26 protein-coding genes and 1 pseudogene are annotated in these 25,008 nt (G+C 71.0%); 12 read left to right on the top strand and 15 right to left on the bottom strand.

Annotation, left to right across the window (positions count from 1 at the left end; translation table 11 throughout):
• Positions 1 to 2 precede the first annotated feature (2 nt).
• A complete protein-coding gene (locus ABZO29_RS09175) occupies positions 3 to 1,253 on the top strand; it encodes an alpha-L-fucosidase (RefSeq protein WP_367319648.1) in 1,251 nt (416 codons plus the stop codon).
• Positions 1,254 to 1,523: 270 nt separating this feature from the next.
• Here ABZO29_RS09175 and ABZO29_RS09170 read toward each other — a convergent pair whose 3' ends face one another.
• A complete protein-coding gene (locus ABZO29_RS09170) occupies positions 1,524 to 3,209 on the bottom strand; it encodes a carbohydrate binding domain-containing protein (RefSeq protein ID WP_367319647.1) in 1,686 nt (561 codons plus the stop codon).
• 144 nt (positions 3,210 to 3,353) lie between these two features.
• Positions 3,354 to 4,478 carry an ATP-grasp domain-containing protein gene (locus ABZO29_RS09165; protein ID WP_367319646.1) on the bottom strand — a complete coding sequence of 375 codons (1,125 nt, stop codon included), beginning with the start codon at positions 4,476 to 4,478 and terminating at the stop codon, positions 3,354 to 3,356.
• A 307-nt stretch (positions 4,479 to 4,785) separates the two neighbouring features.
• Between ABZO29_RS09165 and ABZO29_RS09160 the strand changes: the two genes are divergently transcribed.
• Both ABZO29_RS09160 and ABZO29_RS09155 read left to right on the top strand, forming a co-directional pair.
• A complete protein-coding gene (locus tag ABZO29_RS09160) occupies positions 4,786 to 5,655 on the top strand; it encodes a metallophosphoesterase (protein WP_367319645.1) in 870 nt (289 codons plus the stop codon).
• A complete protein-coding gene (locus tag ABZO29_RS09155) occupies positions 5,652 to 6,332 on the top strand; it encodes a 4'-phosphopantetheinyl transferase (protein ID WP_367319644.1) in 681 nt (226 codons plus the stop codon). The genes ABZO29_RS09160 and ABZO29_RS09155 overlap by 4 nt, the downstream gene beginning before the upstream one ends.
• Before the next feature lie 35 nt (positions 6,333 to 6,367).
• Here the strand turns inward: ABZO29_RS09155 and ABZO29_RS09150 are convergent, their stop codons facing one another.
• The gene (locus ABZO29_RS09150; RefSeq protein ID WP_367319643.1) at positions 6,368 to 6,604 is read right to left on the bottom strand and encodes a hypothetical protein; all 237 of its coding nucleotides are present in this window, start codon (positions 6,602 to 6,604) and stop codon (positions 6,368 to 6,370) included.
• Between the two features lie 230 nt (positions 6,605 to 6,834).
• Here ABZO29_RS09150 and ABZO29_RS09145 point away from each other — a divergent pair, with 230 nt between their 5' ends.
• Positions 6,835 to 7,878: an alpha/beta fold hydrolase gene (locus ABZO29_RS09145; protein WP_367326085.1), complete on the top strand. Its 1,044-nt coding sequence runs from the start codon at positions 6,835 to 6,837 to the stop codon at positions 7,876 to 7,878.
• Positions 7,879 to 8,155: 277 nt separating this feature from the next.
• On the opposite strand, the gene ABZO29_RS09140 is transcribed toward ABZO29_RS09145, so the two are convergent.
• Both ABZO29_RS09140 and ABZO29_RS09135 read right to left on the bottom strand, forming a co-directional pair.
• Complete coding sequence (locus tag ABZO29_RS09140; RefSeq protein WP_367326084.1) at positions 8,156 to 8,680, bottom strand: toxin-antitoxin system, toxin component; 525 nt, start codon at positions 8,678 to 8,680, stop codon at positions 8,156 to 8,158.
• A 32-nt stretch (positions 8,681 to 8,712) separates the two neighbouring features.
• Entirely contained in the window at positions 8,713 to 9,369 is a 657-nt protein-coding gene (locus ABZO29_RS09135; RefSeq protein WP_367319642.1) for a helix-turn-helix domain-containing protein, read from the bottom strand.
• A gap of 232 nt (positions 9,370 to 9,601) precedes the next feature.
• Between ABZO29_RS09135 and ABZO29_RS09130 the strand changes: the two genes are divergently transcribed.
• The gene (locus tag ABZO29_RS09130; RefSeq protein ID WP_367319641.1) at positions 9,602 to 10,276 is read left to right on the top strand and encodes a hypothetical protein; all 675 of its coding nucleotides are present in this window, start codon (positions 9,602 to 9,604) and stop codon (positions 10,274 to 10,276) included.
• Between the two features lie 73 nt (positions 10,277 to 10,349).
• Here ABZO29_RS09130 and ABZO29_RS09125 read toward each other — a convergent pair.
• Positions 10,350 to 10,575, bottom strand: a pseudogene (locus ABZO29_RS09125) (hypothetical protein); the annotation flags it as partial.
• A 114-nt stretch (positions 10,576 to 10,689) separates the two neighbouring features.
• Between ABZO29_RS09125 and ABZO29_RS09120 the strand changes: the two are divergent.
• The 6 genes from ABZO29_RS09120 (at position 10,690) to ABZO29_RS09095 (ending at position 16,293) form a co-directional block, all read left to right on the top strand.
• Positions 10,690 to 11,841: an NAD(P)/FAD-dependent oxidoreductase gene (locus ABZO29_RS09120; protein ID WP_367319640.1), complete on the top strand. Its 1,152-nt coding sequence runs from the start codon at positions 10,690 to 10,692 to the stop codon at positions 11,839 to 11,841.
• A complete protein-coding gene (locus ABZO29_RS09115) occupies positions 11,838 to 12,140 on the top strand; it encodes a (2Fe-2S)-binding protein (RefSeq protein ID WP_367319639.1) in 303 nt (100 codons plus the stop codon). Before ABZO29_RS09120 ends, ABZO29_RS09115 begins: the two co-directional genes overlap by 4 nt.
• Positions 12,133 to 13,596: an FAD-dependent oxidoreductase gene (locus ABZO29_RS09110; protein WP_367319638.1), complete on the top strand. Its 1,464-nt coding sequence runs from the start codon at positions 12,133 to 12,135 to the stop codon at positions 13,594 to 13,596. Before ABZO29_RS09115 ends, ABZO29_RS09110 begins: the two co-directional genes overlap by 8 nt.
• On the top strand, positions 13,593 to 14,483 hold the full coding sequence (locus ABZO29_RS09105; protein WP_367319637.1) for a dihydrodipicolinate synthase family protein: 891 nt from the start codon (positions 13,593 to 13,595) through the stop codon (positions 14,481 to 14,483). Before ABZO29_RS09110 ends, ABZO29_RS09105 begins: the two co-directional genes overlap by 4 nt.
• A gap of 11 nt (positions 14,484 to 14,494) precedes the next feature.
• Complete coding sequence (locus tag ABZO29_RS09100; RefSeq protein ID WP_367319636.1) at positions 14,495 to 15,496, top strand: proline racemase family protein; 1,002 nt, start codon at positions 14,495 to 14,497, stop codon at positions 15,494 to 15,496.
• 104 nt (positions 15,497 to 15,600) lie between these two features.
• Positions 15,601 to 16,293, top strand: coding sequence for a GntR family transcriptional regulator (locus ABZO29_RS09095; protein ID WP_367319635.1), 693 nt, complete (start codon positions 15,601 to 15,603; stop codon positions 16,291 to 16,293).
• Here the strand turns inward: ABZO29_RS09095 and ABZO29_RS09090 are convergent.
• From ABZO29_RS09090 to ABZO29_RS09075, 4 genes are read right to left on the bottom strand one after another with little or no spacing between them, the layout of a single operon-like run.
• Complete coding sequence (locus ABZO29_RS09090; protein WP_367319634.1) at positions 16,287 to 17,075, bottom strand: ABC transporter ATP-binding protein; 789 nt, start codon at positions 17,073 to 17,075, stop codon at positions 16,287 to 16,289. The genes ABZO29_RS09095 and ABZO29_RS09090 overlap by 7 nt on opposite strands.
• 20 nt (positions 17,076 to 17,095) lie before the next feature.
• Positions 17,096 to 17,875: an ABC transporter permease gene (locus tag ABZO29_RS09085; protein ID WP_367319633.1), complete on the bottom strand. Its 780-nt coding sequence runs from the start codon at positions 17,873 to 17,875 to the stop codon at positions 17,096 to 17,098.
• Positions 17,872 to 18,645 carry an ABC transporter permease gene (locus ABZO29_RS09080; RefSeq protein ID WP_367319632.1) on the bottom strand — a complete coding sequence of 258 codons (774 nt, stop codon included), beginning with the start codon at positions 18,643 to 18,645 and terminating at the stop codon, positions 17,872 to 17,874. The genes ABZO29_RS09085 and ABZO29_RS09080 overlap by 4 nt, the downstream gene beginning before the upstream one ends.
• The gene (locus ABZO29_RS09075; protein WP_367319631.1) at positions 18,642 to 19,613 is read right to left on the bottom strand and encodes an ABC transporter substrate-binding protein; all 972 of its coding nucleotides are present in this window, start codon (positions 19,611 to 19,613) and stop codon (positions 18,642 to 18,644) included. The genes ABZO29_RS09080 and ABZO29_RS09075 overlap by 4 nt, the downstream gene beginning before the upstream one ends.
• 150 nt (positions 19,614 to 19,763) lie before the next feature.
• Between ABZO29_RS09075 and ABZO29_RS09070 the strand changes: the two genes are divergently transcribed.
• The gene (locus ABZO29_RS09070) at positions 19,764 to 20,615 is read left to right on the top strand and encodes an IclR family transcriptional regulator C-terminal domain-containing protein (protein WP_367319630.1); all 852 of its coding nucleotides are present in this window, start codon (positions 19,764 to 19,766) and stop codon (positions 20,613 to 20,615) included.
• Here the strand turns inward: ABZO29_RS09070 and ABZO29_RS09065 are convergent.
• The 5 genes from ABZO29_RS09065 to ABZO29_RS09045 all read right to left on the bottom strand — a co-directional run bounded on the left by ABZO29_RS09065 (position 20,530) and on the right by ABZO29_RS09045 (position 24,995).
• On the bottom strand, positions 20,530 to 21,465 hold the full coding sequence (locus tag ABZO29_RS09065; RefSeq protein WP_367319629.1) for a 2Fe-2S iron-sulfur cluster-binding protein: 936 nt from the start codon (positions 21,463 to 21,465) through the stop codon (positions 20,530 to 20,532). The two genes, ABZO29_RS09070 and ABZO29_RS09065, sit on opposite strands and share 86 nt — an antisense overlap.
• Entirely contained in the window at positions 21,462 to 21,632 is a 171-nt protein-coding gene (locus ABZO29_RS09060) for a hypothetical protein (RefSeq protein ID WP_366830941.1), read from the bottom strand. The genes ABZO29_RS09065 and ABZO29_RS09060 overlap by 4 nt, the downstream gene beginning before the upstream one ends.
• Positions 21,629 to 22,699: a Rieske 2Fe-2S domain-containing protein gene (locus ABZO29_RS09055; protein ID WP_367319628.1), complete on the bottom strand. Its 1,071-nt coding sequence runs from the start codon at positions 22,697 to 22,699 to the stop codon at positions 21,629 to 21,631. The genes ABZO29_RS09060 and ABZO29_RS09055 overlap by 4 nt, the downstream gene beginning before the upstream one ends.
• A 576-nt stretch (positions 22,700 to 23,275) precedes the next feature.
• Positions 23,276 to 24,211 carry an ABC transporter permease gene (locus ABZO29_RS09050; protein ID WP_367319627.1) on the bottom strand — a complete coding sequence of 312 codons (936 nt, stop codon included), beginning with the start codon at positions 24,209 to 24,211 and terminating at the stop codon, positions 23,276 to 23,278.
• Entirely contained in the window at positions 24,198 to 24,995 is a 798-nt protein-coding gene (locus tag ABZO29_RS09045) for an ABC transporter ATP-binding protein (RefSeq protein ID WP_367319626.1), read from the bottom strand. The genes ABZO29_RS09050 and ABZO29_RS09045 overlap by 14 nt, the downstream gene beginning before the upstream one ends.
• Positions 24,996 to 25,008: the final 13 nt, after the last annotated feature.

The raw sequence follows: 25,008 nt of genomic DNA, 5'->3' as shown, positions 1-25,008 counted from the left end.
CCGTGCCCATGCAACCCTGGTTCACCGACGCCAAGTTGGGGATCTTCGTCCACTGGGGTATCTACGCCGTCGACGGCGTCCAGGAGTCCTGGTCGTTCTACGACGACATCGTGCCCCACGACCGGTACATGTCCCAGCTCGAACGCTTCACCGGCGCCAAGTACGACCCGCGGGCCTGGGCGGACCTGTTCGCCCGCGCCGGCGCCAGGTACGCGGTGCTCACCAGCCGCCACCACGACGGTGTCGCCCTGTGGGACACGGCGTACGGCGATCTGAACCTCGGCCACGACTACCTCTCCGGCTACGCGGACGCCCTGCGCGAGAAGGGCCTCAAGGTCGGCCTGTACTACTCCCACTCCGACTGGAACCACCCCGACTACGCCTCCACGCGCAAGCCGGGCCGCCCGCCGGAGCTCGAGGACAACCGCTACTCCGAGGTCGCCGCCGAAGACGAGGACCTCGACGCCTGGGAACGGTTCATCGCCTACCGCGACGGCCAGATCCGCGAACTGGCCTCCCGCTACCGGCCCGACCTGATGTGGTTCGACGGCGAGTGGGACCGCAGCGAGGAGCAGTGGCGCATCCCCGAACTCGCGGCACTCGTACGGTCGTACGTGCCCCATGTCGTCTTCAACGCGCGCATGCTCAGCGAGGGCGACTACGCCACTCCCGAACAGGGCGCCCCCATCGTGCCGCCGGAGGGCCCCTGGGAGCTGTGCCTGACGATCAACGACTCGTGGGGCTACCAGCACCACGACCACAACCACAAGTCGCTGCCGCAGCTGATCCGCTACTTCACCGAGACCATCGGCGGGGGCGGAAACCTGCTGCTCGACGTCGGACCCATGGAGGACGGCACCATCCCGCAGCCGCAGGTCGAGCGCCTGGAAGGACTGGGGCAGTGGATCGACAGGCACTCCGAGGCCGTGTACGGCACGGTGCGCGGGCTTCCCGCCGGGCACCACTACGGGCCCAGCACGCTCTCCGCCGACCGGCGCACCCTCTATCTCACCCTGTTCGACGCCCCGCGCGCCGAGATCGGTGTCCGCGGTCTGGTCACGCCGGTCCGCAGGGTCAGCGTGCTCGGCACCGGAACGGAACTGGCCCACCGGACGGTCGGCGGACTGCACGAGGCGGTCGGCGTGCTGTGGATCGATCCGCCGGCCGCGACGGACCTCGACCCGTACGCCACTGTGCTGGCCGTGGAGTTGGACGGCGAGCTGGAGCTGTACCGAGGGCCGGGACGCTCCTGAGCCTGCTGGCCCCGCGGTCCTCCTTCGGATCGGTCGGTCGCTCCCCGTGACAGCGGCCGACCGACCCGAGCCCCCGTGCTTCCCCCGTTTCCCCCGTCTTTCCGTTCCCCCGTGGTCCCCCGTGGTCCCCCGTGGTCCCCCGTTGTTCTGTTCCCCCGTGGGTTCCCCCGTTGTCTTTCACCCTTATGAGCGCCCGGCTCGCCGCCTGATACACCCCGCACGAAAAAAAGTCCCCCCGGCCCAGGGTCCGGGGGGACGTCACGGGTGTGCTCAGCCGGTGAACCCGGCCGTGATGGACGTGAACTGCCAGGTGTTCTGGCTGATGCCGGAGCAGTTGCTGACCACGCCGCCGCCCGGGCACGGCCGGTCGCGGTTGACCGACCAGAAGGCGAGGCGGGCGATGTGGTGGGAGTTGGCCCAGTCGCGGATCTGGGTCCAGATCGCCGGGGTCGTGTTCTCCTGCTGGTCGGACAGGCCGTTCATGCCGGAGATCCCGATGTGCGCGTAGGCCGTCGCGTCGTCCCAGCCGAAGGTGGACTTGAGCTTGGTCTTGAGCCCCTCGGTGGCGTTGACGGTGTTGCCGTACATGTCGGAGCCGCCACCGAAGTCGAACGGCATGATCGTGAAGACGTCGATGTCGGCGTTCAGCGACTTGGCCTGCTCGATGAGCCGGTTGCCGAAGTACGTCGGCCCGGTCGTCGACGTCCCGAAGGTCACGATGGTCTTCAAGCCCGGGTTGTTCGCCTTGACCGTCTTCAGCGCGGTGAGGATCTTCGCCTGCACGGCCTCGTTCTCGAACTCGTCCGAGTTCTCGATGTCCATGTCGATCGCCTTGAGGTTGTAGGCGTCGATCACCTTCTGCAGGGCCCCGGCGAGCGCGCTCGCGGACGAGCAGTTGGCGCCGAGCTTGCTGCCCTGCCAGCCGCCGAACGAGGGGACGATGTCACCGCCCGCGGAGCGGATCTGGTTGATGACGGTCTGGTCGTTGCCGCCGGTGAGCGGCCGGGCGCTGTCCCACATCGGGTTGCAGCCGCCGCCGTCCAGCATGAACGCCATCGTGTACCACTTGATCCCGGTCGAGCTCATCACCGAGCTTGCGCTCGGCGGATCGCCCCAGCCCAGGTACAGATAGGGCGCGGCCTGCTTGAAGCCGGTGCCCCCGCCGGTGCCCGGGTCCGTCGTCACGGTCACGGAGTTGGAGGCCGCGGAGGTGTTGCCGGCCGCGTCGCGCGCCTTGACGGTGAACGTGTAGCCGGTGCTCGGCGACAGCCCGCCGACGGTGGCCGTCGTTCCGGAGACGCTCAGCACCTGACTCGAGCCGCGATAGACGTCGTACCCGGTGACGCCGACGTTGTCGGTCGAGGCGTTCCAGGCCAGCGACACACTGGAGGAGGTCTTTCCGGTGGACCGCAGACTGCCGGGCGCGGTCGGCGCCTGGGTGTCACCGCCGCCTCCGCCCGGGCCGTCGAGGCTGATGTCGTCGGCGTAGTAGGTGCCCTGCGCATACCAGCCGTGGACATAGATCGTGGCGCTGGTCTGCGAGGCGCCGGTCGTGAAGGACACCGACAGCCTGCTGTACGCCGACGAGGACGGCGTCCATGTCGAGGCACCGCCGTCGACACCGAGGTAGACGTAACTGCCGCGCACCCAGCCGCTGAGCGTGTATGCGGTGTTCGGCTGCACCGATACCGTCTGGCTGCACTTGGCGTTGTCGCTGGAACTCGCCGCCCCCGCAAGGGCCTTGGCGCCGCCGTGCACGGGAGAGGAGACGACCGAGCCGAGGTTCCCGGTACAGGACCAGGGAGAGAGACCGCCCGACTCGAAGCCGGGGTTGCTGAGGATGTTGGCCGCCTGGGCGGTGCCGGGAAGTGCGATGGCCCCGGCGAGGGCGAGGGCGGCGGAGCCGAGAAGGGCGAGGATTCTGCGTCTGGAGCGCTTGAGGAGTGAGGTGCGCACACGATCTCCCTGAAGTAATGGGGGCGTTCGGGAGTGCAGAGCTGTGCAGGGGTGCGCAACCAAGTTGGTATGGACCAATCCCGCTGTCAAGGGTTAGGAGCGGGATTGGTCCATACCGGTGAGACGAGTTACTCGGAAGACGGCCTAGAGCGGCAGCACCTCCGCCGCAGCCTCGACAACCTTCACGGGCGCCGGCACCACCGGCAGCAACGCCTCCCGCTCCTCCGCCCGCTGCTGCGGAAGCTGCACGGGCCGCACCTGCCGCGGCCCCGCCACCACCGTGTAGTCCTGGCCGAGGAACGGCGGCTCGACCTCTCCGGGGTCCTCGCCCAGCGCCAACTGCACAGCCAGCCAAGGCGCGTTGACCCCGCACAGGGACAGCTGGTGCAACCCCCCGGCGGGCCGCGTGTTGACATCCATCAGCACCGGCTGGTCGCCGAACATCCGGAACTGGATGTTGGACAGGTAGTGCAGCCCGAAGCCCTCGGCGATCCGCCGTGCGGGCTCCAGCCACTGCTCGTGGAGCGTGAAGCCCCGGCGGCGGCCGGACTTGGTGCGGCCGATGGCCAGGCGGACCCGGTTGTCGAGGCCGGTGAGGCAGTCGACGGACACCTCGGGCTGCTCCAGGCGCGGCATCACCAGCCAGTCCACCGGCTCGTCGGCCTGCCGCAGTGCGTCGACGACCATGTCGAGCTGCACGTACGGCGTGGGGAACCCGTTGAGGTGCATGAGCGAGAAGGGGGCGCGGGTGATCACGCGGAAGCCCACCCCGCCCGCGCCGGACGCCGGCTTGAAGCACGCCTTGTGGCCGTCCGCCTCCAACTTCTCGACAGCGGTGACGAGTTCGTCCGCGGTCCGGACGCGGAACCACGGTGGGACCGGCACTCCGATCGCCTGGACCGCCTCGTACGCGATCACCTTGTCCTGGAAGACGGCCACGCCCTCGGGCGTCGGCGCCAGCAGCGCCGTACCGATCGCCTCGAAGTCGGTGCGGTGCGCCACGATCGCCGCCTGGTGCAGCCGGGGCACGAAGACGTCGATGCTCCGGCGCCGGCACTGGGCCAGGGCGTACTCGACGTACGCGGCAGGGGACAGTCCCTCGGGCTCCAGGTCGGCGGTGTCGGCGGCGGCCAGGACGGGGGAGTCGGCGTCGCCGTGCGTGGCATGGATCTCGACGGCCCGGTCGCTGGGATTTCGTCGCAGCTGATCCACGAAGAACACGTTCTCCGCGTACGTACGATTGAGCCAGACGCGTACGCGAGAGAGCATGCAGGCCGCCTTTCGGGGGTGTGCGGGCAGGGCGAAGCAGGCCGTGCCCGGCCAGGTGGGTTGGAGGGACACCAAACCGCCCCTGCTGAAGGGAGTTTCGTAGCGGTGGTGTTGGGGCGATCATACGGCCTCCGAGGGCCCTCGCGTGCAACGCCCGTGTTACGGATTTTCGGATCATGCCGACGACACGAGGACGCCAGGCGTCTCGCGGCGTTCACTCGCCCCGGTCGGGCGGAACGGCCGGCCTTGTCCCGGGACCGCGAATGTGCTGTCGTGGTCCCATTCGTGTGCTCACAAGGGGGCGAGAGTGACGTCGACGGCCGGTGGTGCCGGACAGCTGCTGGCCATCAGCGACCTGCACATCGGATACCCGGAGAACCGCGCCCTTGTCGAGCAGATGCGCCCCGGGTCGGAGGACGACTGGCTCCTGGTGGCCGGTGATGTCTCGGAGACCGTGGCCGACATCTCCTGGGCCCTGAAGACGCTGGCGAGCCGCTTCCGCAAGGTGGTGTGGGCCCCCGGCAACCACGAACTGTGGACGCACCCGAAGGACCCCGTCACCCTGCGCGGCGTCGCGCGCTACGAGCACCTCGTCGCGATGTGCCGGGAGCTGGGCGTGACCACGCCGGAGGACCCGTACCCCGTGTGGGACGGCCCCGGCGGCCCGGTCGCCGTCGCCCCCCTGTTCCTGCTGTACGACTACTCCTTCCTGCCGGCCGGCTGCGCCACCAAGGAGGAGGGGCTGGCGTACGCGCACGGGACCGGGATCGTGTGCAACGACGAGTACCTGCTGCACCCCGACCCGTATCCGACCCGCGAGGCGTGGTGCCGGGCCAGAGTGACCGAGACGGAACGCCGGCTCGCGGCCCTCCCGCCCGGCCTGCCCACGGTCCTCGTCAACCACTACCCCCTGGACCGCCATCCGACCGACGTGCTGTGGCACCCCGAGTTCGCCATGTGGTGCGGCACCCGGCTGACCGCCGACTGGCACCGCCGCTTCCATGTCACCACCATGGTCTACGGTCACCTGCACATCCCGCGGACCACCTGGCACGAGCGCGTCCGCTTCGAGGAGGTGTCGGTGGGCTACCCCCGCGAGTGGCGCAAGCGCGCGCAGCCGCCGGGGCGGCTGCGCCGTATCCTGCCGGTCCAGCCGGAGGAGGTCGGAACCCCGTGATCGAAGGGCTGGTGCCGGAGACGGTCGTGGTCGTCGAGGCGTACGGCGACGAGGACGCCGGCGAGGCGGAGCTGTACCCCGAGGAGGCGGCCTTCGTCGTCCAGGCCGTCCCCAAGCGCCGCCGGGAGTTCGCGCTCGTACGCTCCTGTGCCCGCCGTGCCATGGACAAGCTCGGTGTGCCGCCGCAACCCGTGCTGCCGGGGGAGCGCGGTGCCCCGCGCTGGCCGGCCGGCCTGGCCGGCAGCATGACGCACTGCGACGGCTACTGCGCCGCCGCCCTGGTCCGCGCGACCGATCTGGTCTCCCTCGGCATCGACGCGGAACCCCATCAGCCGCTGCCCGAGGGCGTCCTGTCGGCCGTCTCCCTGCCCACCGAGGCGGACCGGCTGCGCCGCCTGGCAGCGGAGCGGCCCCAGATCCACTGGGACCGGCTCCTGTTCAGCGCCAAGGAGTCCGTCTACAAGGCGTGGTTCCCCCTGACCCGGCAGTGGCTGGAGTTCACGGAGGCCGACATCGAGGTCGCCACGGATCCCGCGGGCCGTCCGCACGGCACGTTCCGCGCCGAACTCCTCGTCCCCGGCCCGCTGGTCGCCGGCCGCCGCGTCCGCCACTTCGAGGGCCGCTGGACCGTCCGCCGCGGCCTGGTCGCGACGGCGGTGACGGTGCCTCACACCTGAGCCCGCCGCCCCGCCGCCCCGGGGCCCCGTTGTCTCTACGGCTCCGGGCACCAGCTCCGCAGCAGCCGGAAGAACGCCTCCTCGTTACCCGTCAGCCCCGCGGCCGCCAGGGCCCGCTCCGCCTCGGCCAGGACGACGGGCGGGACGACGGGTGGTCGCCGGCTGTCCGGGGGGTCGCAGGCGACGTGGAAGGCGGCTCGCACCGTGTGCAGCAGCCGCAGATAGGCCTGCACGGCCGTGCGCTCACGGTCTGTCAGTACGGCGGTGGGCATCGGTCGGCTCTCCCCGTGTCGGCACCAACGCACCCCCAGGGCACGTACGCCCCCGAAGGGCGGCGCACCCCCAGCTTGCCGCCCACCACTGACAATCGGGTTCCTCACCCACTCCCGACCTGCTTAGCGGAGGCGAAACCTCTCCGAAATCCCGGGTGAGACGGCTGTCCTACGCTGGAGTGAAGGGCTCTCGGCCGTATGCCGACGGCCAGGAAGAGGAGGGCGAGCGGGTGATCGACGTCCCGCGGCGCCGCCCCGCGCGCGCCGTACGGCTGCGCCCGGTGGGCGACGGTGAACTGGAGTTGCAGTACCGCGTCGTGCACGGTTACCGCCGTGCCTTCCGCATGGCCGGAGAGGGCCCCGCCCTGGTCCTCATCCACGGCATCGGCGATTCCTCGGCCACCTGGGCCGAGTTGATCCCCGACCTTGCCCGCACCCACACCGTCATCGCCCCCGACCTCCTCGGTCACGGCGCCTCCGACAAGCCCCGCGCCGACTACTCCGTCGCCGCGTACGCCAACGGCCTGCGTGACCTGCTCACCACGCTCGGCATCGAGTCGGCGACCCTGGTGGGCCACTCGCTGGGTGGAGGAGTGGCGATGCAGTTCGCCTACCAGTTCCCCGAGCGCACCGAGCGGCTCATCCTGGTCGGCGCGGGTGGCGTGGGCCGTGAGGTCAACCCCGCCCTGCGGATGGTGTCCCTGCCCGGCGCCCACCTCGTGCTGTCCGCCCTCCGGCTGCCCGGCATGCGGCTCCAGGTCGGCCTCGCGGTACGGCTGATGAAGCTACTGGACACCGACCTCGGCCAGGACGCGCCCGACCTCCTCAACCTCGTCGACGCCCTGCCCGACGAGACCTCGCGCAACGCCTTCATCCGCACCCTGCGCGCGGTCGTCGACTGGCGCGGGCAGGTCGTGACCATGCTGGACCGCTGCTATCTGACCGAGGGCATGCCGACCATGCTGCTGTGGGGCGACCGCGACAGTGTGGTGCCGGTGCGGCACGCCTACGGCGCGCACGAGGCCATGCCGGGCAGCCGCCTGGAGATCTTCGAGGGCGCCGGCCACTTCCCCTTCCACACCGACCCCGCTCGCTTCGTCGCCCTGGTCGAGGACTTCACCGCGACGACGACCCCGGCCGACTGGAGCCGCGAGCACTGGCGCGAGCTGCTGCGCGGAGGGCGGCCCGGGACCGAGGCCGGCCATCCGGACACCGGTTACCACCGGGCTGTGGAGCGTGAGTTGCGCGAGGCGAGCGAGCGCAGCGCCACGTGAGACCCCGATGAGCGGGTGACTTGCGCACAGTCACAGACGGTGAGGGCCGTCCCAGGCCACCTGTCCCCACGCGCCGGCCGCGAGGGAGCCGAAGGGGCGCGCCGGTGTCGAGAGCCCGAGCGCGCGGAGGCGCGAAGCGCTGAGCACGGTCGGGCTCTCGACACCGGCTGAGGGCGCCCCGTAGGCGACCGAGCCGTCGGTGCAGTGGCGCGATGCGCTGAGCACGGTCGGGCTCTCGACACCGGCTGAGGGCGCCCCGTAGGCGACCGAGCCAATGTCACAGCCCCAAGTACCCCAACGACGCCTCGATCCGCCCCGCCAGGTGATCCCGCTGTACCGGCCCCCGTACCGACGAACCCGCGAGCCATCCCCGGCACTTGCTCGCCAGCAGCAGGCCGAAGGTCTCCGCGTCCTTCTCGTCGGCCAGGTCGAAGCGGGTGCGGGCGGCGACGTTGCGGACGGTCGCCTCGAGGTCCGCGCCGTCGGTGAGGAGGCGGGCGGCGACCGCGGCGCCCTCGACGTGGTGGCTGCAGTGGCCCGCCTTCATGTGCCACAGCTCGTGGCCGAGGATGACCAACTGGTGGTCGGGCGCGGTGCGTTCCTCGATGACGACGAGGTCCTGGTCGGCCATGTCGAGCCAGAGCCCGCTCGCGGTCCCGGCCGGGAAGGCCGCCGTACGGAAGTGGACCGGGCGGCCGCGGCGTCGACTCATCGCGTCGCACAGTGCGGCGTACAGGTCGGCGGGCCGTGCCGGTGCCGGGACGTCCAGCTCCGAGACGAGCTCGCCGCACAGGCGGCGCATTTCCCTGCCGATGGCCACAGTTCTCCCCCGGATCACGACTCGGGCCGCTTGACGCTCTCCAGGAGCATGTCCAACCATTCGGCGACCTTGTCGCGGTGCTGGTCGGTGGGCAGTTGCGCGGCCCGCCAGGCGATCCCCCGCACACCGTGGTCCTGCAGCAGTCGCTCCAGCGGGTCCGCGGCGGCCGCGGCAGCCTCCCGTTCCCGGTCGGCGAGCTTCTGGAGGAGGTCCTGCTCGGTGTGCTGGAGGGCGCCCGCGAGCGCCTCGGGGTCCTCGGCCGTGAGGAAGCCGGCGTGTACGCGGAAGAAGCGCTGGAGGGCGTCGCAGTGCTCCATGGTGGGGCGCCGGTCGCCGTTGATGAGCGCGCCCGCCTGCTGACGCGACATGCCGGCGCCGTCGGCGATCTCCTGCTGGGTGTACTTGCGGCCGTTGGGCTTGAGCCGGGTGCGGCGCAGGAGGTCCAGGCGCTGGAGGAAGCGGGCCTGCACGTCCGGCTCGCCGGCGGGGCGGCCGCTCAGCAGGGACTTGACCACCGGCTCGGGGACACCGGAGGCGACGGACAGGCGGCCGGTGTCGAAGACCTCCGTCTGCGGAACGCCGAGGCGCTCGGCGAGTGCCGTGACACGGGCGACGACGGCGGCCGGCAGAACCGTCGCCGTGGCGTCCGGGACCTCGAAGCCATCCGTCACCGACAGGTCTCCTACGTCTCTTCCAGTCGCTCTCACGGGCACACACGTTCGCCCGTGAACTGCCCGGAGACTAGCGGGTGGTTCGAACCCACATCCAGGTCTCGCCACAACTGTGGCCAATTTCAGCCGTCAACGAGCATGGAATGCCACGATAGTTGACACGACTCTTTGCGGAGCAGCAGGATCGGGGCGCCGCGTGAAGGCCGCATCAGGCAAGAGGGGTGACCTCCCGATGGCGTATCAGGCAGGAGGGCAGCGGTCTGCGCCGCGGCCCGTCCCCGAGAGTCCCGAGGCCCAGGCGTATCTCCAGGACTACACCGTTCTGCTGGAGGCCGTCCCCTTTCCCTCCGTCGTCCTCGACCGCGGCTGGGGCGTCGTCCTGGCCAACACCGCTTTCCGGACACTTTTCGGCGCGGTGGGTCCGCATCCGTCGGCCATGCCCTGCGACAACTTCCTGAGATTCGTCCTGTTTCATCCGGACGCGAGCACGGTCCTCGGCGAGCACGAGTCGAGCTGGTGCCTGCCGATGCTGGCACATTTCGCGGCCGCCGTGGAGCGGCACGGCCACGACCCCGCACTGCAGGCGATCCGCCGGGACATCGCCCAGGACCCGATCATGGAGGCCGCCTACCGGCAGGGCCTGCCGCACTGGATCCGCGCGGTCGGCGAGGAGGCCATCGAACCCGACGGCGCGGTCCGCCCACTGCACCACCCGGACCCGCGCTGGGGCGCCACCGACTGCCGGATCGTCGGCGAGACGCCCAAGACCCTGCAGGACATGGGCTACTCGCGGCTGACCATGGTGCTGCGCGAGACCCGCCCGCCGGAACCCGCGCCCCGCGGTCCGCGCCGCGTCCGCCGCGGCGCCGCGGGCCACCTCAGCGTCGTCCCCGCCCCCGAGTCCTGACCGGGCGCCGTCGGCGTTCAGGTCGCCGACGGCGCCCGGTTCAGCGGGAGCGGCACGCGGCCCGGCGGGGGTGTCAGTGCGTGGACACCACGAGCACGAGCGGCACGCCTCCGCAGGGAACCAGCCGCATTCCGTCGAGGGCCACGCGTCGCGCGCCCTCCAGTGAAGTGCCGCAGGTACACGTCGGCTGCGGCCACTTCCACGAACCGGCCCTCGACATCCACCGGCGCGGAGAGGGCGAGGCTGTACTCCTCGGAGCACAGGCAGTCGACGTAGGGGCCGGCCACGGCCCGACGCCCGTCTGCCGACCCGGAGCCGGATCTGACGCGGCGGCCGCAACCTGGTCCGACGAAGACGTCGTTCCCCGGGCGGACCTTGTTCCCAGGAACAGAGATATGTGACATAGTACTGGTGTGAGCAAGCCGCTGACCTGCGATGTCGTTGTCGTCGGCGCCGGAATGACCGGCGCGGCCTGCGCCTACTACGCGGCCCGCGCGGGCCTGGACGTCACCTTGGTCGACCGCGGCCCGGTGGCCGGCGGCACGACCGGCGCCGGCGAGGGCAACATCCTCGTCTCCGACAAGGAGCCGGGCCCCGAACTGGACCTCGCGCTTCTGTCGGGCCGCCTGTGGCGCGAACTCGCCGAGGAATTCGGCAAGTCCGTCGAGTACGACGCCAAGGGCGGCGTCGTCGTGGCCACCTCGCCCGGCGGACTCACGGCACTCACGCGGTTCGCCAAAGCGCAGCGCACCGCCGGAGTCGTCGCCGAACCCGTCGCGGGCGACGCCCTGTACGACCTGGAACCCCACCTCGCCCCCGGACTGCCGGGCGCCGTGCACTATCCCCAGGACTGCCAGGTCATGCCCGCCCTCGCCGCCGCCCACCTCGTCCGGGCCTCGGGCGCGCGACTGCTCACCGGGTGGACCGTCACGGACGTCCTGCGCAAACCCGACGGCGCCGTCCGCGGGGTCCGTACGGACCGTGGCGATCTCCACGCCCCGGCCGTGGTCAACGCGGCCGGCACCTGGGGCGGCGAGCTGGCCGCACTCGCCGGAGTCCGCCTCCCCGTCCTCCCGAGGCGCGGCTTCGTCCTCGTCACCGAACCCCTCCCCCGCCGGGTCCGCCACAAGGTGTACGCCGCCGACTACGTGGCCGACGTCGCCAGCGACTCCGCCGCCCTGCAGACCTCACCGGTCGTCGAGGGAACGGCAGCGGGGCCGATCCTGATCGGGGCGAGCCGGGAGCGGGTCGGCTTCGACCGGTCCTTCTCGCTGCCGGTCGTACGGGCGCTGGCGGCAGGCGCGACCCGGCTGTTCCCCTTCCTGGCGGACGTCCGGGCGATGCGCGCCTACCTCGGCTTCCGCCCCTACATGCCCGACCACCTGCCCGCCGTGGGCCCCGACTCCCGCGTCCCCGGACTGCACCACGCCTGCGGACACGAGGGCGCCGGCATCGGGCTGTCGACCGGCACCGGACTCCTGATCGCACAGGCGCTGACCGCCGGGCCACCCGACCTGGACCTGTCCCCGTTCCGCCCCGACCGCTTCCCCGAGGAGGCCGCGTGAGATCCCCGCTGGAACTGGCGCAGGCCCACCCCGGCCCGGCCTTCACCGTCACCCTGGACGGCCGCGAGATCGAGGCGCTGCCCGGCCAGACGGTCGCCGCCGCGCTCTGGGCGGCCGGTGTCACCTCCTGGCGCACCACCCGCGGCGAGGGCCGCCCGCGCGGGATCTTCTGCGGGATCGGCGTCTGCTTCGACTGCCTGATCACGGTCAACGACCGGCCCAACCAGCGCGCCTGCCTGGTGCCGTTGCATCCGGGCGACGCCATCCGTACGCAGGAGGGGACGGGTCACTGTGACTGACCGGGGCCGCGCAGAGGCGGTACCGCATCTCGCCGTCATCGGTGCAGGCCCGGCGGGGCTCGCCGCGACCGTCGCCGCCGCGGCCCATGGCGTCCGCGTCACCCTGCTCGACTCGGCGGCGGAGGCGGGCGGGCAGTTCTACCGGCAGCCCGCCGCCGCACTCCGAGCCCGCCGCCCGCAGGCCCTGCACCGCCGGTGGCGGACCTGGGAGCGGTTGCGGGACGGGCTGAACACGCACGTGCGGGCAGGCGCAGTAAGCCACTTGACGGATCATCATGTCTGGTGCGTGGAGAGGCTGTCCCGAGGATTCGCGGTCCACGCCCTGCTCGGTCCGGACCAGGAGGAGCCGTCCGAAGTACATGCCGACGCCGTGCTCCTCGCGACCGGCGGCTACGAGAAGGTGCTGCCCGTCCCCGGCTGGACCCTTCCCGGTGTGGTCACCGCGGGCGGGGCGCAGGCCATGCTGAAGGGCGCCCTCGCCGTCTCCGGACGCACCGCCGTCGTCGCCGGGACCGGCCCGCTGCTGCTGCCCGTGGCGACCGGACTCGCCGCGGCCGGGATCGAGGTGGCCGCGCTGGTCGAGTCCGCCGATCCGAAGGCGTTCGTACGACGGGCCCGGGCGCTGGCCGGCCGGCCAGGCAAGGTCGCCGAGGGCGCCGGGTACGCGGCCCGGCTGCTCCGGCACCGGGTCCGCACCCTCGTCCACCACACCGTGGTCGAGGCGCACGGCACCGAGCGGCTGGAGGCGGTGACCGTCGCCGCGCTCGACACCCGGGGCCGGGTCAGGCCCGGCACCGGGCGCCGCATCCCCTGCGACACGCTCGCCGTCGGCCACGGCATGCTCCCGCACACCGACCTCGCCGAGACCCTCGGCTGCCGTCTTGACGGACTGGCCGTCCACGTCGACGACGAACAGCGCACCGATGTGCCCGGCGTCTGGGCAGCGGGCGAGACCACCGGCATCGGCGGCGCGGCCCTCTCCCTCGCCGAGGGCCACATCGCGGGCCGCTCGGCCGCGGCACGCCTGAACGGAACCGAACCCGACCCCCGCGCGTGGGCCGCGGCCGCGCGGACCCGTGCCCGGCTGCGGGACTTCTTCACCGCGCTGGACACCGTGTACGCACCGCCCGCGCAGTGGGCCGAGCAGGTCACCGACGACACCGTCGTCTGCCGCTGCGAGGAGGTCACCGGCGGCGCGATCCGCGAGGCCGTCGCGGAGTTGGGCGCCGGTGACCCGAGGACCGTGAAGCTGCTGACCCGGGCCGGAATGGGCTGGTGCCAGGGGCGGGTCTGCGGCCCCGCGGTCGCCGGGCTCGCGGGCTGCGCGCTCACGCCGTCGCGACGGCCGTTCGCGCGGCCCGTGCCGCTCGGCGTCCTCGCACAGCAGCACAGGGACGCCACCGAATCCATCGAGGCCACCGCCTCCAGCCACTTCACCGAGAGGGAACCCTCATGACCGATCACCGCCCCTGGCGCGGCGTCCTCGTCGCCACCGCCCTCCCGCTGAACGACGACCTCTCCGTCCACTACGGCAAGTACGCCGAGCACTGCGCGTGGCTGGTGGAGAACGGTTGCGACGGCGTCGTACCGAACGGCTCGCTCGGCGAGTACCAGGTGCTCACGCCCGAGGAGCGGGCCAAGGTCGTCGAGACGGCCGTGGCCGCCGTCGGCGGTGCGCGTGTGATGCCGGGTGTCGCCGCCTACGGCTCCGCCGAGGCCCGCCGCTGGGCCGAGCAGGCGCGCGACGCCGGCTGCGCGTCCGTCATGCTGCTGCCGCCCAACGCCTACCGCGCCGACGAGCGGTCGGTGCTGTCGCACTACGCGGAGGTCGCCAAGGCGGGCGTCCCGATCGTCGCGTACAACAACCCCATCGACACCAAGGTCGACCTGGTGCCGGAGCTGCTCGCCAAGCTGCACGGCGAGGGCCACATCCACGGGGTGAAGGAGTTCTCCGGCGACGTCCGCCGCGCCTACCGGATCGCCGAACTCGCCCCGGAACTGGACCTGTTGATCGGCGCAGACGACGTCCTGCTGGAGCTCGCGATCGCGGGCGCCAAGGGCTGGGTGGCCGGATACCCGAACGCGCTGCCGGCCGCGTGTGCCGAGCTGTACCACGCGGCGGTGGACGGGGACCTGGCGACGGCCAAGCGGCTGTACGCGCAGCTGCACCCCCTGCTGCGCTGGGACTCCCAGGTCGAGTTCGTGCAGGCCATCAAGGTCTCCATGGACGTCGTCGGCCGACACGGGGGAGGCTGCCGCCCGCCGCGGATGCCCCTGCTGCCGGAACAGGAGGCCACGATCCGCTCGGCCACCGAGAAGGCCGTCGCCGCGGGACTCGCGTAGGGGGTCGGACCATGCGCAGCAAACTCGTCCTGCACGCCGTCGACTCGCACACCGAGGGCATGCCCACCCGCGTGATCACCGGCGGGATCGGGACCATCCCCGGTGCGACCATGAACGAGCGGCGGCTGTACTTCCGGGAGCACCGCGACGACATCAAGCAGCTCCTGATGAACGAGCCGCGCGGCCATTCGGCGATGAGCGGCGCCATCCTCCAGCCGCCCACGCGTCCCGACTGCGACTGGGGTGTGGTGTACATCGAGGTGTCCGGCTATCTCCCGATGTGCGGACACGGCACGATCGGCGTGGCGACGGTGCTCGTCGAGACCGGCATGGTCGAGGTGGTCGAGCCGGTCACCACGATCCGGCTCGACACCCCGGCGGGGCTGGTCGTCGCCGAGGTCGCGGTGGAGGACGGTGCCGCGAAGGCGGTCACCCTCAACAACGTGCCGTCCTTCTCCGTCGCCCTCGATCGCAAGATCACCCTCGCCGACGGGCGCACGGTGACATACGACATGGCATACGGCGGCAACTTCTACGCCATCCTGCCGCTGGAGCAGTTCGGGCTGCCCTTCGACCGCTCCCGCAAGGACGACATCCTCCGGGCGGGCCTGTCCCTCATGGAGGCGATCAACGCCGAGGAGGAACCCGTCCATCCCGGGGACCCGTCCATCCGCGGCTGCCACCACGTCCATCTGTACGCCCCCGGCTCCACCGCCCGCCACTCCCGGCACGCGATGGCGATCCACCCCGGCTGGTTCGACCGCTCACCCTGCGGTACGGGCACCAGCGCGCGCATGGCGCAGTTGCACGCCCGCGGTGAACTGCCCCTGCACACCGAGTTCGTCAACGAGTCCTTCATCGGGACGCGGTTCACCGGCCGTCTGCTGGGCACCACCGAGGTCGCCGGCTTCCCGGCCGTCCTGCCCAGCTTCACCGGCCGCGCCTGGATCACGGGCACCGCGCAGTACCTGCTCGACCCCACCGACCCGTTCCCGGCCGGGTTCGTGCTGTGAACCGATCGGGAGCCGGGGCGGTGCGGAGTTCGCGAGCCGAGCGTTGAGGATAATGGCGGGTAGCGCGTGACATTGCACAGCTATTTGCCCAGCTAGGAGACACCATGGCCGCCCAGCGCACCAGCGCCCCGTCCGCCGCTGCCCCGGCCCTGCCCACCCTGGGCGGGAAGAAGAGCAGCTACCGGGAGCGGGTCGCCGACGCCCTGCGGGCGGCGCTGGTCGCGGGCGAACTGCGGCCGGGCGAGGTGTACTCCGCGCCGATGCTCGCCACCCGCTTCGGGGTCTCGGCGACCCCGGTGCGCGAGGCCATGCTGGACCTGGCCAAGGAGGGCCTGGTCGACACGGTCCCCAACAAGGGCTTCCGGGTCACCGCCGTCTCCGAGAGGCAACTCGACGAGTACACCCACATCCGGGCGCTCATCGAGATCCCCACGGTCGTGGAGCTGACCAGGACCGCCGACGCCGTGTCCCTCGAGGCGCTGCGCCCCGCCGCCCGGGAGATCGTGCAGGCCGCGGTCGCCGGTGACCTCATCGCGTACGTCGAGGCCGACACCCGCTTCCATCTCGGTCTGCTCGCTCTCGGGGGCAACGCCCACCTCGTCGAGGTCGTCGGCGACCTGCGCAAACGCTCACGCCTCTACGGCCTCACCGCTCTGGTCGAGTCGGGCCGCCTGCTGGCCTCCGCCGAGGAGCACCTGGAACTCCTCGACGCGCTGATCGCCCGCGACGACAGCAAGGTGCGCGAGGTGATGGTGCGTCACATCGGGCACGTCCGGGGCCTGTGGGCGGCTCACTGACCGGCTCTGTCGGTCAGTCCGCGCTTCGCCGCCTGGATCTGCTCGTACACATGGGTCCGCAGTTCGGCGAAGCGCGGCGCCACGCGCGTGTGCAACTGGTCCCGCTCGTCCGGCAGATCGACCTTCAGCTGCTCCTGCACCACGGTGGGGGAGGCCGACAGGACGATCACCCGCTCGCCGAGGTACACGGCCTCGTCGATGTCGTGGGTGACGAACAGGATCGTGATCCCGCGCTCCCGCCACAGACCCCGTACCAGATCCTCCAGGTCGGCGCGGGTCTGCGCGTCCACCGCCGCGAACGGTTCGTCCATCAGCAGCACACGGGGTTCGTACGCCAGAGCCCGCGCGATCGCGACGCGCTGCTGCATGCCGCCGGACAGCTGCCACGGATACGCCCCGGCGGCGTCCGCGAGCCCGACCGAGTGCAGCGCGTCGGCGACCAGCTCACGCCTGCTCGCCTTGCCCAGACTCTTCTGCTTCAGGGGGAGTTCGACGTTCTCGCCCACCCGCATCCACGGGAACAGGCTGCGCCCGTACTCCTGGAACACGAACGCCATCCCCGGCGGCGGCCCGGTCACCCTGCGCCCCTCGAGCAGCACTTCGCCGCCCGTCGGCGACAGCAGTCCGCCCATGCACTTGAGCAGGGTCGTCTTTCCGCAGCCCGACGGGCCGACGAGACAGACGAGTTCACCGGCGTCGACGGTGAAGGTGAGGTCGCGCACCGCCTCCACCTGCCTGCCGGATCCCTCGTAGAGCTTCCTCAGGCCGCGTACGTCGAGCATGCCCTGCCCTTTCGGAGACGTCACCGGGACCGCCGGGTGGTTGCGCGCAGACCGTGGTACCAGCCGAGCACCCGCCGCTCGACCATCTGGAAGAGAACCGAGAGGACGAAGCCCAGCAGACCGAGCACCAGGATCCCGGTCCACATGTCGGGGATGGCGAAGCCCCGCTGGAACTGCACGATGGTGAAGCCGAGTCCGTTGCTGGCGGCGAACATCTCGCTGATGACCATCAGGATGATGCCGATGGACAGCGCCTGCCGCAGCCCCGCGAAGATCTGCGGGCTCGCCGAGCGGAGCACCAGGTTGCCCAGGCGCGCCGCTCCCGTGATGCCGTACGACCGGGCCGTCTCCGCCATCACCGGGTCCACCGCCCGTACGCCCTCGACCGTGTTGAGCAGGACCGGCCACACACAGCCGCTCGCGATCACCACGACCTTCATGGTGTCGCCGATGCCCGCGAACAGCATGATGACCGGGACCAGTACGGGCGGCGGCACCGCGCGCAGGAACTCCAGGACCGGTTCGCACACCGCCCGCACCCGCCGGTACGAGCCGATGACCGTGCCCAGCGCGATGCCGACGACGGCCGCCGTGGCGTAGCCGCCCGCGAGCCGCAGCACGCTCGGCACGACGTCGGTGCGCAGACGGTCACCCGTCCACACGTCCGGGAAGGTCTGCAGGATGGTCTTCAGGGGCGGCCAGTAGACGTTCGTGCTGTCGGCGGACGCCGCCCACCAGACCACGACCAGCACGGCGGGCAGGGCGACCGCGAACAGCAGCCGCCGCAGCAGGAGTTTCACACCGCCACCTCCCCGCGCACCGACTGGTGCCAGGCCAGCGCCCGCCGCTCGACCGTCCGGGCCCCCACGTTGATCAGCAGCCCCAGCAGACCGGTCACCAAGATCAGCGCGTACATCTCGGGCACGGCCTGCGAGGTCTGCGCGACCGCGATCCTCGCGCCCAACCCCGGTGCCCCGATGACCAGTTCGGCGGTGATCGCCAGAATCAGGGCCACGGCTGCGGCCAGCCTCACGCCGGTCATGACGTATGGCAGCGCGGTCGGCCACAGCACATGCCGGATCCGCGCCCAGGTGCCGAGGCCGTACGACCGTGCCGTCTCCTCCGCGACCGGGTCGACGTCCTGGACGCCGTACAGGACCTGGATCAGTATCTGCCAGAAGGAGGCGTACACGACGAGCAACAGCACCGAGCGCAGTTGGGTGCCGTACAACAGCACCGCCAGCGGGATCAGCGCGACGGACGGGATCGGGCGCAGGAACTCGATCGTCGACGCCGTGGCCTCGCGCAGATACGGGACGACGGAGACGACGACCCCGACGACGATGCCCGCGCCGGCCGCGATCGCCAGGCCCAGCGCCCAGCCGGTGAGGGTGTCGCCGAGCGCGGTCCAGAAGGCCCCGTCGGCGAGTTCGCCGGCGAGGGCGTCGGCGACACGGGTCGTCGGCGGGAAGTACGCCTCCTTGACCAGACCGAGCCGAGGCACCGCCTCGCCCAGGGCGAGGAAGGCCGCGAGTCCGGCCGCACCGAGTGCGACGTTCACGCCCCTCACGGCAGCAGCTTGTCCAGATCCGGCGTCGACTTGAAGAGGCCGTCCTGCTCGCCCAGCTTCTCCAGGGCCTCGATGGAGGAGCGGTTCGGCTCGGCCGGCCACTTCGGCAGGGTCACCTGCTCCAGCACCGATGCCGGGATCTTGGTGTACGTCGTGACGATCTGGCGGACCTCGTCGGGGTGCTGGTCGGCGTAGGCGAGGGACTCCGCGGTGGCCGCCTGGAACTTCTTCACCACGTCCGGGTTCTGCTGCGCGTACTGCTGCGAGCTGAAGTACAGGGCGACGGTGAGGTTCGGAGCGACGTCGACCAGGGGCGAGGCGATCTGCACGCCGCCCTGGCTCCTGACGGTGGCGGTCGCCGGCTCGACCACACACACGGCGTCGACCTGACCCTTGTCGAGCGCCGCGGCCATCTGGTCGAAGGCCAGCTCGACGAACTTCACCTTGCCGGGGTCGCCGCCCGCCTTGCGCACCGACTCGCGCACCGCGGTCTCGTTGATGTTCTTCAGGGTGTTGATGGCGACCTTCTTGCCCTCCAGGTCCTTCGCCGACTTGATGGCGCTGCCCTTCTTGACCATGAGGGCGTTGAAGTCCTTGCCCTGCACGCCCGTTGAGGCGATGCCGTTGGAGACGGCCTTCACGGGCACGTTGTTGGACTGGGCGACCATGAGGGAGGTCACGTTGCTGAAGCCGAACTGGAACTGGCCGCTCACGACGCCCGGCACGATCGCCGCACCGCCCTGAGCGGTGGTGATGGAGAGCTTGAGGCCGTGCTTCTCGTAGAGGCCCTTCTGCACCCCGAGGTAGACGGGTGCGACGTCGACGATGGGGATGAGGCCGAGTTTCACGGTGGTGACGCCGCCCGACGAGGCGGCCTTGCCCGACGTACCGGAGCCGCCGGACGAGCCACAGGCCGCCGTGGCGAGCAGGAAGGTACCGGCCGCTAAGCCGGCGAGCAGACGACGCATGGCTCCTCCTGTGCAGAGACAACGGTGTTCCGACAGGCTGTGCGCACACCGCACAGTAGTGCTCAATCGGCGTGCAGGGAACGTAGATCCGGCACTCCGACCCGGTCAATGGGTTTGGCTGACGAAATTGTTGACAGTTTGGAGGCTGCGATGTCCACCGCACCCCGCGCACCGCACTTCGTCAGGTCCTTCGAACGGGGCCTCGCCGTCATTCGCTGCTTCGACGCGGACCACCCGGCGCGCACACTCAGTGAGGTCGCCCGTGCCTGCGACCTCACCCGCGCCGCCGCCCGCCGCCTGCTGCTCACCCTCGCCGACCTCGGATACGTCCGTTCGGACGGCCGCCTCTTCCGGCTCACCCCGCGCGTGCTGGAACTCGGCTATGCCTATCTCGCGGGCCTGACACTCCCTCAACTCGCCCAGACACACCTGGAGAACCTCGTCGCGGAGGTGAAGGAGTCGTCGTCGCTGTGTGTCCTCGACGGCGACGACATCGTGTACGTCGCCCGGGTGCCGACCCGGCGCATCATGTCGGCGACGATCACCGTCGGGACCCGGTTCCCCGCGCATGTCACGTCCGTCGGCCGGGTGATGTTGGCGGCCCTTGCGGACGGAGAGCTCGAACTCCGGCTCGATCGCGCGCAGTTGCGGCCCCTGACGGCCCGCACCCTTATCTCGCGGGAGGATCTGAGGGCGGAACTCGTGCGCGTACGGCGTCAGGGGTACGCCCTGGTCGACCAGGAGCTGGAGGAGGGGCTGCGTTCGGTCGCCGCCCCCGTACGGGACAGGGACGGCGTGGTGGTGGCCGGCGTGAACATCGCGGTGCACGCCGGCCGTACGTCGGTGGAGTCGATTCACCGGGAGCTGCTGCCTCCCCTGCGTGCGGCCGTGGCGCGGATCGAGGCCGACCTGCGGATCACAGATCCAGGACGAGCTTCTTCCCCCGACACCGGGACACACAGATCATCATCGTCTCCCCGGCCTCCCGCTCCTGAGGTGTGAGGACGGAGTCACGATGGTCCGGCGTGCCTTCCAGCACGTCGGTCTCACAGGTGCCGCAGGTGCCCTCCGCGCAGGAGTAGAGCACCTCGACACCGGCGGTACGCACGGTGTCCAGGACGGAGACGCCCGGCGCGACGGTGAGGGTGTGGCCGCTCTGCGCCAGCACGACCTCGAACTCGCCGTCCTCCCCGCTCTGTTGCTCCTTCGGCTGGAACCGTTCCATGTGGAGTGCCCCGGGCGGGCACCGCTCCTCGACCGCGTCGAGCAGGGGCCCGGGACCGCAGCAGTAGACGAGTGTGTCCTCCGGCAGGCCGTCGAGGACCGACCCGAGATCGAGCAGTCCGACCTCGTCCTGCGGGGCGATGGTCACCCGTTCCCCGTACCGCGCCAACTCCTGTGTGAACGCCATGGAGTTGCGTGTGCGACCGCCGTAGAGGAGCGTCCACTCGGCGCCTGCCGCCTCGGCCGCGGCCAGCATCGGCAGGATGGGGGTGACGCCGATGCCGCCGGCGACGAAGCGGTAACGGGAAGCCGCCCGCAGGGCGAAGTGGTTGCGCGGACCGCGCACCCGCACCTTGTCGCCCTGCCCCAACTGCTCGTGCACGTACGCCGATCCGCCGCGGCCCTCGGGTTCGCGCAGGACACCGATCCGCCAGGTGCCACGGTCCGCCGGATCCCCGCACAGCGAGTACTGCCGCTCCAGGTCCGGGCCGAGCAGTACGTCGATGTGCGCGCCCGGCTCCCAGGTGGGGAGTTCCTCGCCCAGCGGGTGGCGGAGGGTGAGGGCGAGCACGCCGTCGGCCGCCACCTCCCGGCGGTCGACGACGAGTTCGGCTTCGTACACGGTCATGAGCTGTTTCCTCGCGGCTCGTGTCCCTGTGGGTGGGCGAGCATCCACTCCCACATCTCGACCGGGTCCTGGGCGGTGTGCTCGCGGCCGCAGTGACAGGTGCCGTGCAGCACGTCGGTGCCCGGCAGCCAGTCGATGCGGTAGATCTCTCCGGTCGGTGATGTCACTGGACCTTCTCCACGGGCTTGGCGCCCTCCTCGACCAGCCGGGCCAGGATACGGCGGGCGGCCAGGCCGCCGGTGTCGATGTTGATGCTCAGCTCCTGGTAGCCGGTGCGCTCGCTGCCGAGCGTCTTCTGCAGCAGGTTGAGTGCGGTCACGTCCTGCATGACGACCGTGTGGTTGTTGTTCCGCAGGAACTCGGTGACCTCGTCGTCGCCCGTCGCCCAGTCGCGCGAGACCATCCAGAAGTCGTACACCTTGCCGTCGGCGGACGGCGTGATGGCGTACGTGACCTCGGTGTGGAAGCCGTTCGGGTCGCTGCCGTCCGCCTCGGGCACCACGCCGACCGGAGCGACGCGGCTGTGCAGCAGGTACAGGCACGGGGCGTGGTACTCGATGTCCTGCCAGCGGGTGATCCGGCCCTCGATGCCGGTCGACTTGGCGTAGAACGGCGGGCACTCGGCGTCGTCCATGTGACGGCTCACCCGCACGATGCCCGCGCCCTCGTCGACCTCGGTCGTGATCGGCGTCTCGGCGACCTCGGGGGTGCCGATGTAACCGCCGTGCAGGTACGTCTCGTGGGAGAGGTCGAGGAGGTTGTCGACGAGGAGCCCGTAGTCGCAGTCGATGGGCTCCATGCCGCGCACGGTGACCCAGCCGGGGGAGTCGAGGTGCTTCGCCCGCGGGATGGTCTGCGGGTCGGCCAGGGCCGGATCGCCGATCCACACCCAGATCAGCGAGTCCTGCTCGACGACGGGGTACGAGGTGACGCGAGCGGTGCGCGGTATGCGCTTCTGCCCGGGCACGTAGACGCAGGCGCCCGTCGTGTCGTACGTGAAGCCGTGGTAGCCGCACACGATCCGGTCGCCGTCGAGCCGGGTCGGGGCCTCCGACAGCGGGTAGCGGCGGTGCACGCAACGGTCGTGCAGAACGACGGGCGTGCCGTCCTCCTCGGTGCGGTAGAAGACGAGGGGTTCGCCCAGGATCGTACGGCCGAGCAGCTCGCGGCCGACCTCGTGCGAGTAGGCGGCGACGTACCACTGGTTCTTGGCGAAGGCGGTCGTGTGAGGCATGGCGTTCCCGTCCCTGAGAGCGGGGCGCCGTCGCCCCGCGTGCCGTGGTTGGGATCAGGGTCCTGACGGCCGCGGTCGTCGCGCAAGGCTGCTTCTGTCAGGCGGAAGCGTCTCTGCGGAAGAGCTGGTCAGGGCGTTGCCACGCACCTTGCGTATCACTTGAAGCGGCTGCGGAGTGACTCCGCTGGGCGGATCACTTGCACGGCACAGCTGCTGGTGTCCCTGCAGTGGCGATGTCGCCGTACACGAGCGGCAGGCGGCCGACGCCCTGGCTGCGAGCCATGGCTTTCGCGCGCCTTCGGCGTACACGCAGTAGCACCGAACGCCCTGGCCAACGCGCTTACGGTCCGGGAGCGTCGGAACCGTAGGTGGGCGCTGCGTCTCTACCGATCGCCCTGGCGTAGGTGTCGGGCAGTGGCTCCCGCCGTGCCCTGGAAGCGGGACTGACATGTGCATCGGGTCTTACCAACATCACCCGGACCTGATGCGACCGCGTGGCACCAGCAGGAAGGCTGAGACCTCCAGGGCAATGACTGCTCATGCCCAGCGGACCGGTACTGATTGCGATCCGTTCGTTCAGCGGGTGACCAGCAGGCCCCGGCCGCGCAGCACCCGCCGTTCCAGCGGGCTGAAGATCAGCAGGTCGATGGCGATGCCGACGAGAAGGATGAGGAAGATGGCCAGGAACACCTGCGAGATGCTGGCGTTGTTGCGCCCGTTCTCCAGCAACTGGCCGAGTCCGACGCCCAGATCGGGCGAGGAGGCGATGATCTCGGCGGCCATCAGCGAGCGCCAGGAGAATGCCCAGCCCTGCTTCAGTCCGGCGAGATAGCCGGGGAGCGCGCCCGGCATCACGATGTGCCAGGCGCCGCGCAGGCCGGTCGCGCCCAGGGTGCGTCCGGCGCGCAGGAACAGCGGGGGGATCTGGTCGATGCCCGCGACGAGGCCGTTGGCGATGGAGGGGACCGCGCCGAGCAGGATCACGGCGTACATCATCGAGTTGTTCAGGCCCAGCCAGAGCACGGCGGGCGGCACCCAGGCCACGGATGGCAGCGACTGCAGACCGGACAGGATGGTGCCGACGGCCGCCCTGACGAATTTCACCCGGGCGACCAGCAGGCCGAGCGGCGTACCGATGGCGAGTGCCATCAGGAAGCCGAGCAGGCCGCGCGAGACGGATGTCCAGATGTAGTCGAGGAGCGTGCCCTGCCGCCAGGCGTCGGTCACCTCGTCCCACACCGCGGACGGCGACGGCAGCTTGTAGTCGGGGGCGACCTCGGCCCACACCAGTAGCTGCCAGACCACCAGCACCAGTGCGACGGCGGTGATGGGCGGCAGTGCCTTGCGTATCAGCGTCTCGCGCAGCGGTGTACGGTCGGCCTGCACCGATTCCAGGGCGTCGAGTCCGGCCTCCAGCCCCGCCAGATCTTGCGTGTCCTGCGTGTCCTGGGGCTCCCCGGCTGCCGATGAGCCGGCCTTGTTGGCGTCGGTGCCGGTGTCAGTGCTGGCCATGGCGGCGGATCTCCCTGCGCAGTTCTTCGGTGATTTCGACGGACAGCTCGGCGACCGCGCTGTCCTCGATGCGGCGCGGCTGCGGGATGCCGACGGTCCATTCCCGGGCTATCCGTCCCGGCCGCGAGGACAGCAGCACCACGCGCTGCGCCAGCTTCACCGCCTCCCGCACGTTGTGCGTCACGAACAGCACCGACACTCCCGTCTCGTGCCAGATGCGGGTCAGCTCGTCGTGCAGGACGTCACGGGTGATGGCGTCCAGCGCGGCGAACGGTTCGTCCATCAGCAGCAGCCGGCTGTCCTGGGCCAGCGCGCGGGCCAGGGCGACGCGCTGGCGCATACCGCCCGACAGTTCGTGCACCCGCTTGCCGTGCGCGCCCTGCAACCGTACGAGTTCCAGCAGCCGTTCCGCCTCGGCGCGGCGCTCCGGCCTGGCGACGCCGCGCAGCTTCAGCGCGAGTTCGATGTTCTTGCCCGCGGTCAGCCACGGGAACAGGGCGTGCTCCTGGAACATCAGGGCGGGCCGGCCGTCGGTGCCGATGGAGCCGGCGGACGGCAGATCCAGTCCCGCGACCAGGTTGAGCAGGGTGGACTTGCCGCAGCCGGAGGCCCCCAGGAGGGTGACGAACTCGCCCGGTGCGACATCGAGGGTGATGTCGTCCAGCACGAGCTGCTGCCCGCCGGGCGTGCCCGGGGCGGGGAAGGACTTCGAGACGTGCTCGATCCGGGCGGCGTGCGTCACCGCTGTGGCGTCCTGGACAGCCTTGGCGACCGTGGTGGCCATGGTCGTCACCTCC

The sequence above is a fragment of the Streptomyces sp. HUAS ZL42 genome, from assembly GCF_040782645.1.
GTDB lineage: Bacteria > Actinomycetota > Actinomycetes > Streptomycetales > Streptomycetaceae > Streptomyces.
The sequence above is the reverse complement of the archived record's forward strand: the minus strand, read 5'-3'. Positions and strand labels throughout refer to the sequence as shown.